Raw genomic sequence first — 1,540 nt, forward strand, 5'->3', positions numbered from 1 at the left:
GTTCTGGTGAAACTGGAACAACTGTTTCATTTACTAATCTGAGGATCAGTCAGCAAGATGTAGAAGAAACGGTACTTCCTTTCCTGATAAACGAATTCTGTTGGTTTATTGAATTGAACAGGCATAAAAACTATTCGGTCATTGTAAATGGCAAAACATTGGATTTTAGTAGCAATGTTAAAACTTTAGAAGAGTTTAATCTTTTTTACCCCGATACAGCCGTTACTTTTAAGATTAAATACGTTCATTGGAAAGAAAACCTGCATAAAGAACTGTCTAAATACTATTTTTTGACCGGTGGCGAAGAAATTTATAAAGATTACACCACCCTAAATAAAAAGAGCGACGATTATTTCCATAGTGTTTATATCGATAGTGATTTTTTTCGTGATTTCGATTTTAAGAGTTTCGAAAATGAAGGACAGGTGGCCATATTTGGAGCCGCTAAGTCTTCCGCAGAGTATCGGTTTCTAATTAAAGCGTTAACAGAATATCTTAAAAGTAAACGTAAACCATTTTTAAAAGAATATGCCATTCGCCTGGTTGAAACTTACGAACAGGATGAAATATTTCCGGTTTATGCTACCGAAAGAGAAAAAGAATTAAGGAAACCAGCGCTGGTTAATTTAATTAAGGGATTATATGAAGTAGAACCTAAATTGTTTAGTAGTTTAAATACCGATCAGAAGAAAACTTTTGTGCGATTGATGGATCTTTTAATGCGCTCCAACCTGCGTGATGAGATTTTTGAAATGTTCAATGGTATGATCGAATTGGAGGCCGAAGAGCGGGATGAACTATTGCAGTTGATAAAAGGCCTTGAACCGATGAAAAATTAGATTTATATTAATAAGTAAAATTAGTAATTTGTTGCCGATAAAAACAGCTTTAGATGAAAAGATACCTATTATTGATCAGTATTTTACTAATTAACATCCCATTATTGTCTGCACAGCATAAGAAGAGAAATCTTAATATTGTTTTTATCGGCAATAGTATCACGCAAGGCGTTCAGATCGCCGATGCTGCTGATGCCCCACCTGCTGTAGCCGTAGCTTACCTGCTTAAGCAAAAAGGAATAAACGAAGTTAAATTCAGTAATCAGGGCCATAGCGGTTATACCACTTTTGATTTTTTACCCAGTGCAAGCCGTACTTTTAACAAAGTTGAAGAAGCAGCCAGTGCATTTACCAATAAAGAGGCATTATTGATTTTTTCGTTAAAGCTCGGTACCAACGATAGCGCTATAAAAGGACCGCATGGAGCTCCGGTTTCGCCTGATCGATATATTGAAAATGTAAAAACCATTGTAGATAAGTTATTGGCCGATTTTCCTAAGGCCATTGTGGTGTTGCAGCATCCTATCTGGTATAGTCCCAATACCTATAATAGCTCAAAATATATGGAAGAGGGCTTGTTGAGATTACAGGCTTATATTCCAAAAATTGATAGCCTTGTGGCAAATTATGGTTTAACTAATCCAAAGCATGTTTTTGTAGGGGATAAAAAAGCATTCAATTATTTTAAAAAACACCACCTT

2 protein-coding genes are annotated in these 1,540 nt (G+C 35.5%); both read left to right on the forward strand.

Annotation, left to right across the window (positions count from 1 at the left end; genetic code table 11):
- A partial coding sequence (locus AC1DPQ_RS27360) for a hypothetical protein (RefSeq protein WP_477611505.1) occupies window positions 1-839 on the forward strand: 839 nt, incomplete at its 5' end.
- A gap of 53 nt (window positions 840-892) precedes the next feature.
- Window positions 893-1,540, forward strand: a 648-nt coding sequence (locus tag AC1DPQ_RS27365; RefSeq protein WP_477611506.1) for a GDSL-type esterase/lipase family protein, incomplete at its 3' end; no start/stop codon positions are given.

The sequence above is a fragment of the Pedobacter sp. 01T416_2 genome (assembly GCF_056398925.1).